Consider the following 14,700-nt stretch of genomic DNA (forward strand, 5'->3'; position numbering starts at 1 on the left):
TTCATAGCCAGCCAACATAGAACAAGCAATATGGTCTGGTCTTCACATTAAACTTATCGGAGGTATCGTTTCTATGAAATATCATACACTTGGAAATACGGGGCTGCTGGTATCAGAACTCGCACTAGGCACCATGACATTCAGCAGCGGACAAGGGGTTTATAAGCATATAGGCAATGTGGGACAAGCTGGAGCCGATGAACTGGTAAAAGCAAGCTTCGATGCCGGCATCAATTTCTTCGATACGGCAGATGTCTACTCCGATGGAGAAAGTGAAAGTACGTTGGGACAATCATTCCGCAATCTGGGAATTCCTCGCAAGGATATCGTGCTGGCTAGTAAAGTCTACACCCGCATGGGGCCAGGAAGAAACGATGTCGGCGCTTCCCGCAAGCATATTATGGACGGAGTTGAAGCCAGCTTGAAGCGGCTGAACACGGACTATCTCGATTTGTATCAAATTCATGCCAACGATTCCGTTACACCTGTAGAAGAAACGATGCGTGCACTACATGATCTGGTGACCCAAGGCAAGGTCCGTTACATCGGAGTCTCCAACTGGCAAGCATGGAAAATCGCTAAAGCGCTTGGTGTATCTGACAACAAAAACTTGAACCGTTTCGCATCGCTGCAAGCTTATTATTCGCTGGCAGGCCGTGATCTGGAGCGTGAATTAGTTCCATTACTGGAGGCCGAAAAGATGGGCCTGCTGGTATGGAGTCCACTGGCTGGCGGTATCTTGTCTGGACGCTTCACACGCGAGAATCAGAATCCTTCCGGCTCGCGCCGTACTGATTTCGATTTTCCGATTGTAGATAAAGCAAGGGTATGGAATATTGTTGATGTACTACAACCAATTGCCGAAGCCCACGGAGTCAGCCCCGCGCGAATCGCTCTTGCTTGGCTGCTCTCCAAGCCGGTCGTGACCTCAGTTATTATTGGAGCAAAACGTTTGGATCAGTTGAACGACAATCTGGCTGCTGCTGAACTGGTGCTTTATCCAGATGAAATTCGACAGCTTGATGAAGTCAGCACCTTGCCACGAGAATATCCGGGTTGGATGCTGGATACCCAGGGAGCAGATCGACTCCAGCCGATCGATCTATGGGAGAACGTTACTGGCAATTAAGGGTTTAACTATTTCAGAAGAAAGATATTACTTCGAGGATTCATTTACGGAAAGCTGTAGTTTTCCCTCTCAAGAAACCAATATGCAGGAGAACGTTTATCGTTTCTCCTGCTTTTCCCGTCCTTTTCGAAACAGCCTTAATAAGTGTCCGTGGATTGTTGAAGAATAAGGCATAATGCTGAATGATCGGAGGTCTCTCCCATATCTATATCTTCTCTCGATAAAAAGATTGCCCAGCAGCAACAAGAGCTGGCAGAGATCATTTCCAAGCATACCCAGACAGACGGAACGCATCGCACAGCCATTCCGTCCTTGTTCCTGATCCGCGCCGCCTCTTTGTCGGAGCCCGTGTATACTTTATTCGAGCCTGCACTTTGCATCATCGCCCAGGGCGCAAAGCTGATTAGTCTGGAGCAGGTCAATTATCGCTATGATCCGGCCTCATACCTGGTAGCGTCCCTTCAACTGCCCATAGTAGGCCAGATTCTAGAGGCTTCCTCTGAATTGCCTTATTTAAGTGTGCAGCTTAGCTTTAACTTCGCGCAAATTCTAGATATCATTCAGGACTTTGACCCTGTCCATAATGAGCCAAGCAAACAGTCAAGGTATGGCATGGCGGTAAACCGGACGAATACCTTGCTGCTGGATGCAGTTCTGCGTCTCGTTCGTCTCTTGGATACACCTGAAGATATTCCGATCCTTGCTCCTTTAATCATCAGGGAGCTTCTCTACCGAGTCCTTAAGGATGAGCAAGGATCGATTGTAAAACAGTTTGTCATCTCCGGCAGCCAAGCACAGCGGGTTGCCGATGTCATTGAGTATATCAAGCAAAACTACGATCAACCGCTGAATATTGCTCAATTGGCCAAACAAGTAAATATGAGTGTGTCCTCTCTTCATTACTACTTCAAAGAATTTACGGCGATGAGCCCGCTTCAATATCAGAAAAAGCTTCGGCTGCAGGAAGCTCGCCGCCTCCTGCTCTCCGGTGCCCCTGAGGCCGCCGATGTCGCATATACCGTTGGATATGAGAGTCCCTCGCAGTTCAGCAGAGAGTACGCCCGCATGTTCGGATTGCCCCCGATCAGCGATCTCGCTAAGCTGCGCCAAATTCTTGGCGGTGATTCTGTAACGATTAAGACCGAATAATAATGCTGTGAGAATCATCCACGCTTGATACTTGACGACCAAACAACCCGCAAGGAGACATTTCCAAGAAGTGTCTCTTTGCGGGTTGTTTGATTTGAAGACCATTATGGAACCATTGCCATGGCTCATACTTATATGCGTAATATTGAACATCATTTCCGCAATGCAGTACCTTACATATTTTAGGAAAAATTGAAATAATGCAAGTAAAGGGAGGGATCCATTTGGGGAGGAAAAAAACGATTCATCGTATTGTTTGTAGCATTGGCCGCTGTCATTTTACTGCTATGGCGATTTCCTGACTTTCAGAATTTAGGCAGCAGAGAGAGTAAAGCAGGCTGGCTGCTGGAACCAAAGTTCGAGGTTAAACTTCACAGAGAACTTGTCTATGCTAACAAATCAAATTATCAAGGCAAAGAAGAAGCGCTGGCACTCGATCTGTACGAGCCTATCCAGAAAGGAACCACAGCTCGTCCCCTCATTGTGTTTATTCATGGCGGAGGCTTTAATTCGGGGGATAAGCGGGACGCAAAGGCCATATCTGAAGAATGGGCAAGCCGCGGATATGTCGTAGCCTCCGTCAATTATCGGCTTCGGCCAAATCTTCAGTCTGATATGGAAGGAACGATAGCAGATGCACTCGAGGACGTTGGTGATGCCGTCGGCTGGCTTAATCAGCAGCAGGATACCTACCGTATCGACACCCGCACCACGGCAATTGGCGGAGATTCGGCAGGAGGCGTACTGGCCGTAGAGTTCGCTAACCAGCATGGGACAACGCCCCAGGATGCTGCTCAGTTGTTCGCGGTAGTTGATATTTATGGCCCCGCATTGATTAGTACCATTCATGAACAATTTCCCGCATCGATTATTATTCATGGAACAGCCGATACGACGGTCCCTTATAACCAAAGCTTGCTCCTGTCCGAGCGTTTAAGCAAGGCGGGTATTAATCAGCAGATGATTACACTGGAGGGTGGCGGACATAACTATCAGGACTCTAAATACTGGGATCAGGTTGTGCAATCGACCGTCAGCTTCTTGCATAACGCCATTACGGCCTCCAAACAATCTCTCCTGCCTGCACAGATTGAGATTCAAGCTTTCGCTGGCGATGTTGCCAATGTATCACTGGTCAAGCAAGGGCAGCAATCCCATACAAACCTCAAACTAAAGACCACCTTGCCGAGGGGCTGGAAGCTCGCAAAGCCGGAATCCTCTGATAAGCAATCCGAGGTCCAGATTGAAATCCCTGCAAATACAAAAGCAGGGCTTTATCCGATACTGCTGCGTACGAATGCTGCTTCTGCGCCGTTAGCTGCATATGTTCATGTCCGTGAACCACTCGGCTTTACACGAACGCCTTTCTTCGATCAAGTGAGCGGGCAGGTACACACTCGTATAGACATAGTTAATCTGTCCCCCCGCTCGCTGCAGGGCAAATGGAGCTTACACAGCCTCGAATCTAAGGAAAATCATCACAGTTCCTATTCGCTGGATGCCATCCAGCCCAATCAAAAGATCAGCACGACACTGCCCTTCTATTCGGATGAACCGGAAGCGGCCGTAGTTACAGATGGTACAGGAGCTGTATTGCAGGAAACCTCCCTTATCACCTACACCTATGTTGCGGAAAAACAGAAACAGCCGCTCACCATTGACGGTTCACTCGAAGAGTGGAATCTATCCCATCCGTTTCCGCTCAATCGTCAGTCTCAGCTGCGTATACAGGATTATAGCAGCCCGGACAATTTTGGCGGGCAAGGCTGGATTTCGTGGGACAAGGATCATGTATACCTTGCTGTACAAATGAAAGACGAGCACCACGTACAGCGCGAAGCACCGTTTAACATCTATTTGGGTGACAGCTTGCAGTTTTCTTTTCGAGTTACCAACGAGTCAGGGAGCTTCCTAGGCGTTCATGAATTTGGAGCTGCGCTCCACGATAACGGCTCCCCCATGACTTTCCGCTGGCTGAGCCCGCCGTCCTTCAAGGTTGGGGAGATTGACGATTTAAAGACAGGCATCCGCCACAAGGATGGAACAACCACCTATGAGCTGGCGCTGCCTTGGGAGGAACTAGGTGTTACCGAACCTTTAGAGGGACAACAGTTGAAATTCTCCCTGCTGGTCAACAACAATGATGGCCAGGGCCGTATGGGTTGGATCGAATATAACAGCGGAATAGGCTACAAGGATGCCGATGCATTCGGCGACTTGTTTTTGGTCAGCAGCCGCTAAGGGGAAGGTGCTGCATTCGGCGAATTTGCTCTCGCAGAGAAAGAATAATCAAAAAAAGACAGGAGGCCTCTCATAAAAGAGGGCTTCCAGCCTTTTTTATACTCACATCAATGTAGGGGAGATCACCCGCAGGTCTTTTATTCGTTCAAATAGGTGGTGGCCCGATTTTGGATAAGCTTAGCTGCTTCCTCCGGAGACTTCTGACCGCTGAAATAAGCGAGAGATTCCTCCCCCACGATAGCAATTACTTTTCCGTCAAGAGTCGAGTCTTGATCTGCATGGTCCAGAAGTTGAATAAACCGATCAAACTCTTCGTCCTCTGCCCGAACGGTTTGGCCGTCAGGCAGCTGGTAGGAGCCCGTTTTAACTTTCTCCTTAATCTCTTCCAGCTTCTGTTTATTCACCGATTTGAGCAGCGAGAACCCGCCGCGTTCCGGCATTGACTGTCCCTCTTCAGATAGCATAAAGCTGAGCAGCTTCCCTGCCTCCTCCTGCGAGGGCGTGTTCGCCCGAACGGCAAACCTAGAGGTCGTGATGATCCGCATTGCTCCCGACTGCTCTGTGCTGTGCGGTTTTTGCATAAATCGAGGATTGTCAAATACACTATGTGTCTCGTTTATGACGTCGACTGGATCACGCAATACAACTGAATAAAATAATTGTTTATCGTTCTCTGCCGACTCTGTAGTCATCAGGCCGTCGTCGAACATGCTCTTCACCTGTTTCATCAGGGCCACAAACTCGGGAGAATCGAACTTGGCTTTTTTCGCCGCCTTATCCACATATAAGCTGTAATTGTCCACCGTCATTTCCTGCATCAGCATATCCGGCGTATAATCAGACATTGCATGCAGGCCATCCTTTCCTTGAATCAACGGCTTGACCACATTTGCAAAGTTCTGCCATGTCCAGGTTTGCTCATTAATGGCGGCGTCCTTGAGCAGCTTGCCATCCCCAATGAACGTCCTTAAGTAAAATCCGGACGGAATCGAATAGGTTCCACCTTGTTGATTGTTGCCCTTCAATACATTCATCTGTATATTGTCTTGCTTCAGAGTATCATCTTGGCTGAGCAAAGTATCCAAGTTAAGAAGAAGCCCCTTCTCGATATACTGATCCTCGGGCAGTTCTGAATTATCCATAACATCCGGGCCTTTCCCGGATAATAATGCCGTATTTATCGACTTCCTGTATTCCTCAAAATCCTCACTTTTTATTTCTTCTCCGGCCTGCTTTTTAGCCTGTATCTGCAGATCGATGTCAGGATATTTTGCCTCGAACTTTTTTCTCCAACGCTTCATAATAGGGCGTAGTCTGCATAACAGACAGCGTAAGAACGGTTTTTCCGTCTTGTGTTACTATTTTTTCTTCTTTCTTGGCCGCTCCGCCGCCACTGCTGCAAGCAGACATAATCATTAACATGAGAACTGCCAATATCATTGTTATACTGAATCTTTTGTTCATCGTTTGTACCTCTCCGCTTTGTAATGTTATTTATTCTAGACGAATTCGGTTCCCGTCCTGCAGCGGCTCGCTGCTTTCCAAGATGATCATCTCCCCTTCATACAGGCGATCCTTAGAAATCATCGTCTCCTGTTCCGTTTCCTCACTAGTCTCAATCGGAACTTTTCGGGCTACAAACACATTGCCCAAAGCCCCCCGTTGCTGTTCCACCTTGAGAATAAAGCGACTTTCCCCTTCCCGATGAATCGCCTCATTTGGCACAAGCCATCCCTTTCCGGACGATACCCGCTCCAGCTTGACCGTAACCTGCTCACCCCCTTTCAGATCAGTATCAGCCACATGAATGCGCAACTGCTTCTGCCTGACTACGCCTGCTCCGGAGCCGCCATTCGACGATTCGTCAGTTTGAGAACTCGCATCGCTTATCTCAACAATTATGCCCTTCAGTGAACGGGCCGGCTGCTCCCCCTCAGCCGCGATTTTCATATCAATCGATTGTTTGACCGCAAGACTGAAGCGATCAAGGAGCTTCCCATCAGCAATAATATTCAGCCCATAACCTAAGTCAAGGTTGGAGACCACTAGGTCTGGCTGGCCGGTGGCAGCAAGGCCTTCTACTGCGTTTAATTTCATCACAATTCCGTTAAACGGGGCGGTCAGTTCTTTTTGCCGGTTCAACTGGTCCCGCAGCTCATCGATTTTACGCTGTTGCACCAATATATCAATATTGCGCGTTTCCAAATCGCGTCTAGCCTCCCGAACAGCAGATTCATCTCCGTTGACAACCGATAGTTTAAATTGATCCTGCACGTTCTCCAGCGCGATAGATTGCTTCTTCAATTGAGCAATCTCGTCCTCCAGTTCCCTTTCGGCTGAAGAACTGTCATATAGGACAAGCTTCTGTCCTTTCTTGACTGCCTGCCCTTTCTTAACAAGAACTTGCCGAACCCTCCAGCCTGCCGGGTTGGACAGCTCCACCTGATTAACCGGCTGTAATACACCACTGCTTTCCAGCTTATAACTGACTCCTCCGCTCTCCGCCTGCTTCGTACTTACCTTCGGCAAAGTAACCGACTGCAGCGTATTGCTGAATAAAGTAAAAAACAGCAGTGCTCCCAGCAGCAAAAGCAACAGCACCGATATCCATTTTTTTCGTTTACGATCAACCTGCTCCTGTGACAGCTCCATATGCTTTGCCTTCTCCTCTACCCTTTGATCCCGGACAATTGAATGCCTTCGATGAAATATGTCTCGGCGTATAGAAACAACAGCACCATCGGAGCCATATATAGCATTGATGCTGCAAAAACTTTATCCCATTCGCCGCTTAACCTCGATAGAAATACCGATAATGGCTGCTTGAATGGATCGTTTATAAAAATAAGCGGCTGCTCGACCATATTCCAATAATCGACGAATAATAAAATGACGAGTGCCGCAAGCCCCGACTTGACCATCGGGAGAATAAGCGTCAAGAAGATTCTAAGATGACCGGCGCCGTCCATTTTGGCCGCTTCGATATAGGCGTATGGAATATGCAGCATGAATTGACGCAGCATAAATACACCGAAAGCAGCAAAGACACCCGGAAGGATAACAGCCCCCGTACTATGCAGCAACCCGAGCTTATCCGCTATGATATAGTTAGGAACCAGCGTGACTTGGAAAGGCATCAGCATGGTCAGCAGGTACACCATGAATAGAGAATCACGACCTCGAAAATTCAGCTTTGCAAACGCATAGGCCGCCAACGCCGCGACCACCGTTTGTCCGATGATGATTGGCACCACCAGACCTACGGAGTTCCAAAACAGCAGCAAATACTGGGGGGAATGCACCAGCAGCTCACTATATTGCTTTAGGGTCACCTTATCGGGCAGCAATTTCAAATTAACAAACGTGTCAGCACCCGATGATGTCACCTCCGTGAGCTTTCCAATTACCCCGTAGTTAATTTTCAATTCTTGTTCGGTCATCAGCGAGTTGGTGGAGGTAATGATAATTGGAAACAGCAGCAGCAATCCAAAGGCCCCCATCAACGCCGTTAGCAAGACTTTTTGTATCGTTCGGATGACTAGCAAAAAACCTACCCCCTACTCCATAAAATTGCGGTACCGGCGTTCCAGTCCGAACAGCCCGAGGACAATCGCCATAATACCGCATACCATCAAAGCAGCAGCTGCAGTAAGCTTCTGTATATCCAGCGATACGAACATGTTGTTCATGTAATGCTGCAGCATGTAAATGCTGTCGTGCGGGTAATCACCCGCCATTAAATACGTCTCCCGGAACACTTTAAAGGAGTTGATGATCGACATGATGACTACGAAAAACGTAGTTGTTGTCAAATATACCAGTGTAATTCCAACAAATTGGCGGAAACGCCCGGCACCCTCAATTTGAGCGGTTTCGTAATAATCCTTCGGGATCTGCTGGAGACCAGCGAGAAACAAAATGACGTTGTACCCGACGTTTTTCCATAGATATAATGCGATAATCACATTCCGGGCCGAATCCGTCTTCATCCAGTCCACTCGCTGGATGCCGAACCAACTGAGTATGTAATTCACAACCCCGTTCCAGTCAAACATCATCTGCCAGATGATAATGACAGATGCAACTGGAACAACTAGCGGCATGACATAAGAAGTGCGCAGCCATTTCCGAAAATAAATTTGCCGGTTCAGCAATAGCGCCAGTCCCAGGGACAACGCCAGCATGAGCGGAACGCTTACCGCACTGAAATAAAAGGTGTTATAGGCCGCCTTTCGGAAGGATTCACTGGACAGCAGCTCCCGGTAATTTGCCAAGCCCGTGAACTGTCCCCCCGAAGTGCTGCTCATGAATGAATACATCAATCCCATAACAAAAGGAATCAGATAAAAAACGGCAAACCCCGCTGCGCTTGGTGCGAGAAACATCCATGCCGCAGTAGCGTCCCGGCGTATCCACCGGGCCCAGCTGAACGGAGTACGCAAAAAAACCCACTTCCTCATTATCAGTCCTCCTGCCGTTAATGCTCTTAGCATAGGGGAAACTGTTAAAATAAGAAGTGGGGTAAATCTTAACTATTTCTAAATAGATTTGTTATTATTTATGACAAATAGGGGAAACGCACTTCAAATTCGGTGCGGATGATATCGCTTTGCACCGATATGGTACCTTCATGCTGCTCTACGATGTTCTTAGCGATAAACAAACCAAGTCCCGTGCTCCCTTCCTGATGGGTTCGCGAACGATCCCCAGTAAAAAACATATCAAATACATGAGGAAGCTCGTCAGGAGGAATTAGTCTGCCATAATTGACGACTTGAATGACCGCCTGTCCCTCCTCCTGTCTCCCGCGAACATCAATGTATCCACCGTCTTTACCGTAACGCAGAGCATTGGACAGCAGATTCTCGAACACTCGCGCGAGCAGGTCTCCGTCACCGGAAATCATCAGCTCCGGTTCAATCTCAAGTCGTATAGCCAGCTCATTCTTCTCGAACACCGGGTACATCTCTTCCGTTAATTGTGTCAGAAGCTCACTCAGATCGAGCGGGCCTCGATGTATATTCAGCTTGCCATAATTCAGTCGGGTAATTTCGAACAGCTCGTCGATCAGCTTCTCCAGCCGCTGTGATTTCGTATAGGCAATCGTCGTGTAATGCATCATTTGTTCAGCAGTCAGTTCTTTGCCCTGAAGAATAAAGTCCAAATACCCGATGACCGAGGTCAACGGGGTCCGCAAATCATGGGCAAGGTTGAGAACAAGCTGCTCCTTGCTGTTCTCCGCAATGTCCGTCCGTTCCACTGCCTGCTTTAATCCTTCGCTGGCCAGGTTGATGTCCCTGGCAATATCTCCGATTTCATCTTTGGAGGGAACATTGACCCGGTGGGAGAAGTCCCCGCCTGCCAAGTGATTGATCCCTCGGGAAATCTCCCGGAAATAAGCAACATAACGCCGGGTAAGCAAATAGAAGTAGAAAAACGAAATCGGGAAAAAAAGATTAGAAAAGCATTAATATCGCCGATATGTCTCATCATCTCTCTGACTTGGAACATCGGGTTTTCACGAGGGAGCGTATAGTAATATTGCTGCAGCGCCAAATAGATCAGAAAGGTGGTACCTGCGGATAACAGCATGCTGAGCCCAAAGAGAAGAATCATTTGGAAACGGAAACTGCGGAATGTATGTCTAGCCATTGAACGAATAACCTACTCCCCAAACCGTCCGAATCAGCTTGTTCTTGTCCTGATCCTCCCCAAGCTTCTTGCGCAACGTCCGGATATGAACCATCACGGTATTCCTGCTTTCATAATACGCCTCGCCCCATACCCGCTGGAAAATATGCTCCGAGCTGAATACCTTCTTCGGATGGCTGGCCAGCAGCACCAATATGTCGAACTCCTTGGGCGTAAGCTCAACCGCGTTGCCGTACAGATACACATTGCGCTGCTCAGGATAGATCACAAGCCCCCCGGCCTCTAGAATGGACGTATCCGAAGCGGGAGCAGCCGCCGAAGGATTGAACTGCATGAAGCGACGTAATTGAGCATTCACTCTAGCCACCAGTTCCATCGGGTTAAATGGCTTAGTCATATAATCATCAGCCCCTCGGACCAGACCTGTGATTTTATCCAGATCGGTCGCCTTGGCACTAAGGAAAATAATCGGCAGATGGAACTTCTCGCGTATAATCCGAGTCAGTTCGTAGCCGTCGATCTTGGGCATCATAATATCTAATATCGCCAAATCCACGGAGTGCGTAAAAATTCAGGCCGAGTGCCTCTTGTCCGTCGGCGGCTTTCAGGCAATTGTAGCCCTCTTTGACCAAATGCAGTTCAATCAGATCAGCAATTTCAGTCTCGTCATCCGCTATTAAAATCGTAATCGACTTCATGTCATTCGCTCCTTTGTAGAACAAGCATACTGAATCCGGTCTGCCATTTCAAACACTTATTCAACTCGATACATAAAAAAAGGAAGGAGCCATATTCGATATATGATGAAGCCAAGCAACCCTCCCAAGGTGTTGAGAATGATGTCATCGACGTCAAATTGACCGATCATGAACAAAAGCTGAGCGGTCTCAAGACCAAGGCTTAGGAAAAATGCGCAAACCCCTATTTTCAGCACAGACATACCTTTATGGTTGAGCAGCAGTCCCAACAAAATACCGAGCGGCATAAAAATGATCACGTTGCCAAGCAGATTAGTCATGGCGTGGTCGCTTAATGTATGCAACGATCTGGAGATTTCGTGGAATGGCACCAAATTGCCTGTATCCAACCGCTCGGAGAGCAAGCTCGGCTGCTTTAAACCAGACAGCAGACGCCTCCAAAGGAAAATAAAATCTACGGAATGAAACTTCAATAAGATAATTTTGACCAACATATATATGTTAAGGACGAGCAGAGCCCGGAGACTTAGAGGGCTTAAACGAATTCTCTTCCCGGTCCTTTCATCTGTCTTGACGTTTTCCTTCCTTTTTAACCCGGGTGCTGCCATCGTCCCTATTTTTGTATGCATCATGCTCCATCCTCCTCATACCCTTGCGTATTAATGAAGGATAAAGAAAACTAATAAAAAACGAAAGGGGGGTCAAACCTAAAATTTTTCTTAATTTAAATAACATTAAAATGGAAAGCCGGAGTCCTGCCTGAGAGCCCCGGCCATCTTCATATTACACTCGGTAGTAAGACAACACCCAGCACACACCGTTCCGGTCGGTCACGATGCCGAGCAGTCCGTTGAACGGAGCTTCGTACACTTCCGTCTGAACCGTTCCGCTTGCTGCAAACTCGCCATAAAGTCTCCGGAACGCTTCCTCTGTATCGATTTTCAGAAAAACTCTTACATAGTCGCCCTTCTGTACCGGCTTGGCTGCCTTCGTATCTGCAAACTTGAGGCTTGCTCCGTCAACAAGCAGATCCGCGTTCAGCACCTCTTCCCCTTGCATACGGAGAATCGCGATCTCGCCGCCAAAGACGCTTTGATAATACTTGAGTTCATCCTTGCAATTATCTACGGCGATAAAAGGTTGTGCAATCATCCCTAACACCCTCCCAAGTATTATTCGGTTATATTGCGAAGCACATTTTTCAGCAGGCCCAGCAGCAGCTCATACTCCTGTTCGCTCATTCCGCCCTTCGACTTGCCCTTCACGCGATTCAGCGCTTCTTGAACCTTAGGTACGACCTCATGGCCCGATTCTGTCAAAAAAAGCAGCTGGTAGCGGTTATCTGCCGGATCGGCTTCCCTTCTCACATAGCCCTCTGCCTCCAGCTTCCCAATCGCCTTCGCAGTAGTCGTCTTATCGATGAGCAGCTTCTCGCTTAACTTCTTCTGTGTCGTTGGCTGCTGATTCGCAATCGCCATTAAAAAAATATACTGGCCGCTCCCGATTCGATACGGTACCAGCTCTGCTGAGATGAACACCTGCATATGGCGATAAATCGCCGAGATGTAATGTCCATGCGATTCTGATTCCACGATAAACTCTCCCCTTTCCAAATAGGATGTTATTGCAACTAATTTCAATATACGCCGAATAGGATGTTATTGCAACTAATTTTTCAGGCGTCATTAACAGCTATGCGTGGTATTTCATAGGACTTCCAAGCACATCGGCTCTTTCTCGTAAAAACGCTTACAAACCGCGGTTTTCAGGCATTTTAAGAGTAATAAACCAACAAAATCGTAGCAATTGAATGCTCCCGAATCTTAGAAAATCCAATAAAATCATCGAAACATGAAGTATATATCCGCTCCCCTGCATGATACCGTTGGATATGTAAACGGATTCAAACCGGCACAACAGGCCACCTATGAACGGAGAGTGAAGATTCATTGTTGCGTGAACTATCCAAACACAGAGCACTTTACCTAATGAGCATTCCAGCCATGATCCTTCTATTACTATTCAACTATTTTCCAATGGCCGGTATCATCATCGCATTCAAAGACTTTAACTTGAGCAACGGCATATTCGCCAGCCCGTGGATGCATCCCATTTATGAGAACTTCCGGTTTTTCTTCACTTCGGATAACTGGTTAAGCGTCACACGCAATACCATTCTGTTGAACCTGATGTTCATCTTCGTCGGTACAGTCGTGAACGTCGGTATCGCTATTCTATTCAATGAAATTCGATCGACCTGGTTCAAACGGACAGCACAATCACTTACGCTGCTGCCGTATTTCATCTCTTGGATCGTGGTCGGCGTGTTTGCCTACAACTTCCTGAGCTATGAGCATGGCATGCTGAGCGAGCTGCTCGTCAAGTTCGGCTTCGACAAGATTGACTGGTATTCGAACCCGAATGCATGGCCGTTCATCATTCTGATTATTTTCATCTGGAAAGGCGTCGGCTACAACAGCATTATTTATCTCGCGACGCTGACTGGTATCGACCATACGCTGTACGAATCCGCCCGTATCGACGGTGCTACGAAAATGCAGCAGATTTGGTTCATCACAATCCCGCTGCTTCGTCCAACCATCATTGTCTTAACACTGCTTGCGATCGGTCACATTATGAACTCCGACTTCGGCATGTTCTACTCGCTCGTTGGCGACAGCGCGCAGCTATACTCGACGGTAGACGTTATCGACACCTTCGTATTCCGCAGCTTGAAGGGCTCCGGAGACATGGGCATGGCGGCCGCTGCCAGCTTCTATCAGTCCGTACTGGCATTCGTGCTTGTATATGTCAGCAACCGTGTTGCCCGCAAATACGAAAGCGACTCCACCCTATTCTAAAAGATAAACTTGCCCTTATGGAGGTGCTACTATGAACACCCGTCGCTCAACTGTTCCAGCGGGAGAAATCATTTTATATGCATTCATGGCTATTGTTTCATTGTTGTGCATCATTCCGTTCATCATCATTTTATCAAGCTCGATGACGCGTGAGACAGACATTCTGATGCATGGCTACAACATTTTCCCGAAAAACTTCGACTTTAATGCTTATCGTTTCCTGTTCCAGCGGATGGACGTCGTGCTGACCGGCTACAAGGTTACCAGCCTCGTCACCATCATCGGCACAGTTGCCAGCTTGATTATCAGCGCCATGATTGCGTATCCGATCTCGCTGCGCCGGCTGAAATACCGCCGCTTTATTTCCGGCTACGTGCTGCTAACGCTCTTGTTCAACGGCGGCATGGTGCCTTGGTACATCATTAACGTCAAATATTTGCATCTTCACAACAACTTGTGGGCGCTCATTCTTCCATCCCTGGTGAATGGCTTCAACATATTCCTAATGCGCAACTACTTCTCATCGATACCTGAAGAGATGCATGAATCGGCCAAAATCGACGGAGCCAGCGAAGTCCGTACGCTCCTGTCCATTATTTTACCGCTGTCGGTTCCCGTATTTGCATCGGTCGGCCTATTCATCGGTCTTGCCTACTGGAATGATTGGTGGCTTGGTCTCATGCTGATTGACAAAACCGATCTTCAACCGCTGCAATTGATGCTGCGAACAATCGTCTCCAATGTCGATTACCTCGCGAATTCTAGCGTACTATCGACGGGTACCGATCAGATGGTTCCCCGCGAGAGCGTTAAGATGGCGGCTACAATCGTGACGATCGGGCCGATCATCTTCCTCTATCCATTCTTGCAGCGTTACTTTGTCAAAGGTCTTATGATGGGCGCGGTTAAAGGTTAAACAGCCGCCCCGCCGGATGGGTATTACCAGACATTAAAATCTGATGCAATGCCC

At 47.9% G+C, this 14,700-nt stretch carries 13 protein-coding genes and 2 pseudogenes; 5 read left to right on the plus strand and 10 right to left on the minus strand.

Annotated elements, in window-relative coordinates:
• Nucleotides 1-73: 73 nt before the first annotated feature.
• From TY10_RS21460 to TY10_RS21470, 3 genes are all read left to right on the plus strand, one after another.
• A complete protein-coding gene (locus TY10_RS21460; protein WP_042168067.1) occupies nucleotides 74-1,129 on the plus strand; it encodes an aldo/keto reductase in 1,056 nt (351 codons plus the stop codon).
• A 261-nt stretch (nucleotides 1,130-1,390) separates the two neighbouring features.
• Nucleotides 1,391-2,278: an AraC family transcriptional regulator gene (locus TY10_RS21465; RefSeq protein ID WP_337588378.1), complete on the plus strand. Its 888-nt coding sequence runs from the start codon at nucleotides 1,391-1,393 to the stop codon at nucleotides 2,276-2,278.
• Nucleotides 2,279-2,530: 252 nt separating this feature from the next.
• Nucleotides 2,531-4,519 (plus strand): alpha/beta hydrolase fold domain-containing protein, encoded by a 1,989-nt coding sequence (locus tag TY10_RS21470; protein WP_081735411.1) that lies wholly within the window; start codon nucleotides 2,531-2,533, stop codon nucleotides 4,517-4,519.
• A gap of 137 nt (nucleotides 4,520-4,656) precedes the next feature.
• Here the strand turns inward: TY10_RS21470 and TY10_RS21475 are convergent, their stop codons facing one another.
• From TY10_RS21475 to TY10_RS21515, 10 genes and pseudogenes are all read right to left on the minus strand, one after another.
• Nucleotides 4,657-5,820, minus strand: a complete 1,164-nt coding sequence (locus TY10_RS21475; RefSeq protein WP_052350694.1) for an ABC transporter substrate-binding protein — start codon at nucleotides 5,818-5,820, stop codon at nucleotides 4,657-4,659.
• Complete coding sequence (locus tag TY10_RS31765) at nucleotides 5,780-5,983, minus strand: hypothetical protein (protein ID WP_052350695.1); 204 nt, start codon at nucleotides 5,981-5,983, stop codon at nucleotides 5,780-5,782. The genes TY10_RS21475 and TY10_RS31765 overlap by 41 nt, the downstream gene beginning before the upstream one ends.
• Before the next feature lie 30 nt (nucleotides 5,984-6,013).
• Nucleotides 6,014-7,171 (minus strand): efflux RND transporter periplasmic adaptor subunit, encoded by a 1,158-nt coding sequence (locus tag TY10_RS21480; RefSeq protein ID WP_042168075.1) that lies wholly within the window; start codon nucleotides 7,169-7,171, stop codon nucleotides 6,014-6,016.
• Nucleotides 7,172-7,188: 17 nt separating this feature from the next.
• Complete coding sequence (locus TY10_RS21485) at nucleotides 7,189-8,019, minus strand: carbohydrate ABC transporter permease (RefSeq protein ID WP_042168133.1); 831 nt, start codon at nucleotides 8,017-8,019, stop codon at nucleotides 7,189-7,191.
• Between the two features lie 57 nt (nucleotides 8,020-8,076).
• Nucleotides 8,077-8,979: a carbohydrate ABC transporter permease gene (locus tag TY10_RS21490; RefSeq protein WP_042168078.1), complete on the minus strand. Its 903-nt coding sequence runs from the start codon at nucleotides 8,977-8,979 to the stop codon at nucleotides 8,077-8,079.
• Between the two features lie 98 nt (nucleotides 8,980-9,077).
• A pseudogene (locus TY10_RS21495) lies at nucleotides 9,078-10,171 on the minus strand (sensor histidine kinase).
• Nucleotides 10,164-10,869, minus strand: a pseudogene (locus tag TY10_RS21500) (response regulator transcription factor). The pseudogenes TY10_RS21495 and TY10_RS21500 overlap by 8 nt, the downstream one beginning before the upstream one ends.
• A gap of 56 nt (nucleotides 10,870-10,925) precedes the next feature.
• Nucleotides 10,926-11,501 carry a VanZ family protein gene (locus tag TY10_RS21505; RefSeq protein ID WP_052350696.1) on the minus strand — a complete coding sequence of 192 codons (576 nt, stop codon included), beginning with the start codon at nucleotides 11,499-11,501 and terminating at the stop codon, nucleotides 10,926-10,928.
• A gap of 151 nt (nucleotides 11,502-11,652) precedes the next feature.
• Nucleotides 11,653-12,021, minus strand: a complete 369-nt coding sequence (locus TY10_RS21510) for a VOC family protein (RefSeq protein ID WP_042168080.1) — start codon at nucleotides 12,019-12,021, stop codon at nucleotides 11,653-11,655.
• 20 nt (nucleotides 12,022-12,041) lie between these two features.
• The gene (locus tag TY10_RS21515; protein ID WP_238327865.1) at nucleotides 12,042-12,461 is read right to left on the minus strand and encodes a MarR family winged helix-turn-helix transcriptional regulator; all 420 of its coding nucleotides are present in this window, start codon (nucleotides 12,459-12,461) and stop codon (nucleotides 12,042-12,044) included.
• A 411-nt stretch (nucleotides 12,462-12,872) separates the two neighbouring features.
• Between TY10_RS21515 and TY10_RS21520 the strand changes: the two genes are divergently transcribed.
• Both TY10_RS21520 and TY10_RS21525 read left to right on the plus strand, forming a co-directional pair.
• Complete coding sequence (locus TY10_RS21520; RefSeq protein ID WP_238327868.1) at nucleotides 12,873-13,730, plus strand: ABC transporter permease; 858 nt, start codon at nucleotides 12,873-12,875, stop codon at nucleotides 13,728-13,730.
• 31 nt (nucleotides 13,731-13,761) lie between these two features.
• Entirely contained in the window at nucleotides 13,762-14,646 is an 885-nt protein-coding gene (locus TY10_RS21525; RefSeq protein WP_042168085.1) for a carbohydrate ABC transporter permease, read from the plus strand.
• Nucleotides 14,647-14,700: the final 54 nt, after the last annotated feature.

Origin of the sequence: Paenibacillus gorillae (genome assembly GCF_000513275.1) — a bacterium.
Classification (GTDB): Bacteria; Bacillota; Bacilli; order Paenibacillales; family Paenibacillaceae; genus Pristimantibacillus; species Pristimantibacillus gorillae.